1 protein-coding gene and 1 pseudogene are annotated in these 3,869 nt (G+C 74.8%); both read left to right on the top strand.

Annotated elements, in window-relative coordinates; all coding sequences use genetic code 11:
- The first annotated feature begins 184 nt into the window (after positions 1 to 184).
- Positions 185 to 1,216, top strand: coding sequence for a CoA transferase (locus AB0C69_RS39415; protein WP_360361336.1), 1,032 nt, complete (start codon positions 185 to 187; stop codon positions 1,214 to 1,216).
- A 57-nt stretch (positions 1,217 to 1,273) separates the two neighbouring features.
- A pseudogene (locus tag AB0C69_RS39410) lies at positions 1,274 to 1,723 on the top strand (AAA family ATPase); the annotation flags it as partial.
- Positions 1,724 to 3,869: the final 2,146 nt, after the last annotated feature.

Here is a 3,869-nt window from a genome sequence, read left to right as displayed (position 1 = left end):
GGCGTGGGGGGGTTGTGCCGGTGCCGCCGCTGTCCGGGCAGGCGGTGGCACGGCGTGCGGCCCGTTCTTCTTCGTGGGACGGCGGGGCGGCGGCCGCTCCCGCGACCCTTAACGACCAAGCGCTCGCTTGACTCCGGACACGGCGGAACGGCACGGTGATGGTCCCCGACACGCGAGGAGCACCATGGCGCCGCTGGACGGACTGCGCGTCCTCGACCTGACGATGTGGCGGCCCGGGCCGTACGCGACGCAGCTGCTCGCCCAGCTCGGCGCCGACGTGATCAAGGTGGAGCCGCCCGGCGGGGAGCCGATGCGGATGTTCCGCGACCACTTCGACGTCCTCAACCGGCACAAGCGCGGCATGGTGCTCGACCTCAAGTCCGAGGACGGGCTCGCGGCGCTCAGGGAACTGGCCGCGGACGCCGAGGTCTTCGTCGAGGGGTTCAGGCCGGGCGTCGCCGAGCGGCTGGGCGTGGGCCACCGGACCCTCAGGGCGCTGAACCCCCGGCTCGTCTACTGCTCCATCTCCGGATACGGCGCGGAGGGCCCGCTCAGGGACGTTCCGGGACACGACATCAACTACCGCGCCCACGCGGCCGCGCTGCCCCCCGACGCCGTGTCGCCGGAGGCCGACGAGCTTCCCCTCGCGGACATGGCGGCCGCGACGACCGCCGCCTTCGCGATCACGGCCGCCTGCCTCAAGGCCCGCGAGACGGGGGTCGGCGACCGCATCGACCTCGGCATGGCGGACGTCCTGGCGCACTGGGTCGGCACCGTCCCGGCGGCGACCCGCCGGTCGGGCGCGGGGCCGGTGCCGGGCTACGGCGTCTACCCGACCAGGGACGGCCAGAAGATCACCCTCGGCGTCGTGTCCGAGGAGAAGCTCTGGGCGGCGACCTGCCGCGCGCTCGGCCTCGGCGAGCACGCCGCCGTCCCGTTCGCCGAGCGGCTCCAGCGGATCCGCGAGCTGGACGGCGCGGTCGCCGCCGCGGTCGCCGGGCTCACCCGGGAGGAGGCCGTCGAGCGACTGGCGCGGGCGGGGGCCCCGGTGGCGCCCCTGCTGTCCCGCGCCGAGATGCTCGAACTCGACCACTTCAGGGCGCGCGGGGTCCAGGACGAGGGTCCGGTGCGGACGGCCGTCCACCCGCCGCTCCCGCGGGGTGCGGTTCCGGAGCTGGACGAGCACCGGGGCCAGGGTTGGCGTCTCACGAAGTGATATACGGGTGGGATTGTCCGATCCCTTTGGCATGCTTGTGACGTGAACGCGCGTGCGATGAGTCCCGTCCTGGTCGGCAGGTCGGCCGAACTGCGGCAGCTGCGGGACGCCCTCGCCGCCGCGCCGGGCGCCGTGCTGCTCGGCGGCGACGCGGGCCTCGGCAAGACCCGCCTGGTCAGGGAGTTCAGCCGGGAGGCCGACGCCAGGACGCTGGTCGGCGGCTGCCTGGAGCTCGGTTCCGACGGCCTTCCCTTCGCGCCGTTCACCACGATCCTGCGCGGGCTCGTCCGCGACATCGGCGTCGACGGCGTCGCCGGGCTCGTCCCGCGCGGCGACACCGGCGCCCTGGCCCGGCTGCTGCCCGAGTTCGGGGAGCCGGAGAGCGACGCCGCGTCCGGCGAGGAGCGCGCCCGGCTGTTCGAGGTCGTGCTGACGCTGCTGGAGCGGCTCGCCGAGCGCGGCCCGGTCGTGCTCGTCATCGAGGACGCCCACTGGGCGGACCGGTCCACCCGCGACCTGCTGGCCTTCCTGATCCGCAATCTCGGCTCGGCGCCGCTGCTGATCGTCATGAGCTACCGGTCGGACGAGCTGCACCGCACCCATCCGCTGCGCCAGCTGCTCGCCGGGCTGGAGCGGCTCGAACGCGTCCGCCGGACGGAGATCGGCCGGCTGGCCCGCGCCGACGTCGCCGCGCTCGTCACCGAGCTGCTCGGCCACATCCCGCCGCCCGGCCTCGTCGAGCGGATCGAGGCCCGCAGCGAGGGCAACCCCCTGTTCATCGAGGCGCTGCTCGACGACGACGGCACGCTGGCCTGCGAGCTGCCCGAGTCGCTGCGCGACCTGCTGCTGGCGGGCGTCCAGCGGCTCCCCGAGGAGACGCAGGACGTCCTGCGGGACGCCAGCGGCGGCAGCACCCGCATCGAGCACGCGCTGCTGGCCGCGGTGTCCCGGCTCGACGACGCCGCGCTGACCCGCGTCCTGCGGCCCGCCGTCGCCGCCAACGTCCTGGTCGTGGACGGCGACGGCTACGCGTTCCGGCACGCCCTGATCCGCGAGGCCGTCCACGACGACCTGCTGCCGGGCGAGTACACGCGCCTGCACACCCGCTACGCCGAGGCCCTGGAGAAGGACCCCGGGCTCGTCCCCGCCCGGCGGCTCTGGGTCGAGCTGAGCTACCACTGGACGCAGGCCCACGACAGCACGTGGGCGCTGGTCGCGTCCTGGCGCGCGGCGCGCGAGGCCCGCAAGGCGGTCGCCTACGCCGAGTGCCTGGCGATGCTCGAACGCGTGCTCCAGCTGTGGGACAAGGTCCCCGACGCGGCGGAGCGCATCGGCGCCGACCACGTCTCGGTCCTGGAGGACGCCGCGAACGCCGCCGACCTGGCCGGCGAGTTCGACCGCGGCATCAAGCTCACGACCGCCGCGCTGAAGGAGGTCGAGGCCGCCGACGGCGAGCGCGACACCGCCCGCTGGGCGGCGCTGCTCGAACAGCGCGGCCGCATGCTCTACCACGTGGCGCGCCCCGGCTTCGTCGAGGACCTGCGCGCCGCGGTGGACGCGCTGCCGGCCGACCCGCCGACCATCCTGCGCGCCCGGGCCCTGTCCACGCTCGGCAACTACGTGCGCATCACCACCTCCATCGAGGCGGCCCGCGAGGCGGCGCTGGAGTCCCTGTCCATCGCGCGCGCCCTCGGCGACCCCGTCGCGGAGACCGAGGCGCTCATCACGCTGTTCTGCGCCGACATCGACTACGACGACGAGACGCGCCTCGCCGAGGTCGGGGAGAGCGCCGAGCGCAGCGGCAACCACCGGGTGCTGCTCCGCTACTACGTGATCAGGTCGCACTTCCTGGAGGGCTCCGGACGGCACGAGGAGGCCGCCGCCGTCGCCGGGCACGGCGCGGAGCTGGCCCGCCAGTACGGCGTGGGCCGCACGCAGGGAACGTTCCTGTCCATCAACGAGGCCGAGCCGCTGGTCTCGCTCGGCCGGTGGGACGAGGCCCTGGCCGTGATGAACCACGCCCTGGAGCAGGACCCCGCCATCACGACCCGCACCTCGCTGCTCGTCCTGTCCGGCTGGGTGGCGCTCGTGCGCGGCGACATCGCGACGGCCAAGGCGCGGCTGGCGAGGTCGCGCGAGATCATGAAGCTCAAGCTGAAGTGGATGAAGACGCAGGACTACTTCAGCACCCTGTGGCTGGAGGCGAACATCGTCTTCGCCGAGGGACGCCCCGAGGCCGCGCTGGCGGCGCTGGAGCCCGTCCTGCAGCACACCGGCATGCCGGACGACGCCCGCTACACCTGGCCCGCGCTCGTCGTGGGCGCGGCGGCCTGCGGCGAGATCGGCGCCACCGCCGAGGAGCGTCTGCGCCGCCTGGAGGAGCGCGCCGCCGCCCTCGGGACGAGCGGCCCGCTCCAGCACGCGCACTGCCTCACGTTCGCCGCCGAACTGTCCCGGGCGCGCGGCATCCTCGACCGGGCCGCCTGGGAGGAGGCCGCGGCCGCGTGGGAGGACCTCGGCAACCCCTACTACCGGGCGCGGGCCCTGGCCCGCGCGGCCGCGCGACCCGTACCGGTAGGGGCGGCCCCGGCCGCCGAAGGCGATGCGGTCGTCGGCGGTGCGCTGCGCGTACATGTAGTAGTGCGCCATGTCG

This window comes from Actinomadura sp. NPDC048032, assembly GCF_040653175.1.
Lineage (GTDB): Bacteria > Actinomycetota > Actinomycetes > Streptosporangiales > Streptosporangiaceae > Spirillospora > Spirillospora verrucosospora.
The sequence above is the reverse complement of the archived record's forward strand: the minus strand, read 5'-3'. Positions and strand labels throughout refer to the sequence as shown.